This window comes from Vibrio sp. YT-19(2023), assembly GCF_033337395.1.
Genome location: NZ_JAWOQN010000848.1, coordinates 1 through 579 on the forward strand (window position 1 = coordinate 1; position 579 = coordinate 579).

At 48.2% G+C, this 579-nt stretch carries 1 protein-coding gene; it reads right to left on the reverse strand.

Features of this window, described 5'->3' with window-relative positions:
- Nucleotides 1–27: 27 nt before the first annotated feature.
- Nucleotides 28–579 (reverse strand): AMP-binding enzyme (locus tag R7E78_RS28800; RefSeq protein WP_318058972.1); only part of this gene is annotated, 552 nt, incomplete at its 5' end.

The window sequence follows — 579 nt, forward strand, 5'->3', positions numbered from 1 at the left end:
AGAGCTTCGCTGGCTTTGACATCATACTTATGCGACTTCGAGTTCCGATTTTAGCTCTCTCTTTAAGATTTTACCCGTAGCACTCATCGGTAACTGTTCACGAATTTCGACAAACCTTGGGTATTTGAAATTGGCTAACTGCTCTCGCCCCCACAATTGCAGCTCATCGGCTTCGACAAATTGATTCGGTTTTAATACCACGTAGGCTTTGATCTCTTCGCCATATTCTTGATGCGGAATACCTATCACGGCCACCATCGCTACCGCAGGGTGCGTCATGAATACTTCTTCAATCTCACGAGGATCCACATTGAAGCCACCTCGAATGATCAAGTCTTTCATCCTGTCGACAATAAACAGATTACCCGACTCATCAAATCGCCCGACGTCACCGGTATGGAACCAACCACTTTGCAACACCGATTCCGTCACTTCTGGGCGATCAAGATAACCTTTCATGACGTTGTGCCCGCGCACAATAATTTCGCCTTCCTCACCGACAGGGAGAGCATGACCGTCAAGATCAACGACTTTCACCTCAACACCTTGAATCGGTTGCCCGACAGAGCCCGGTACTCG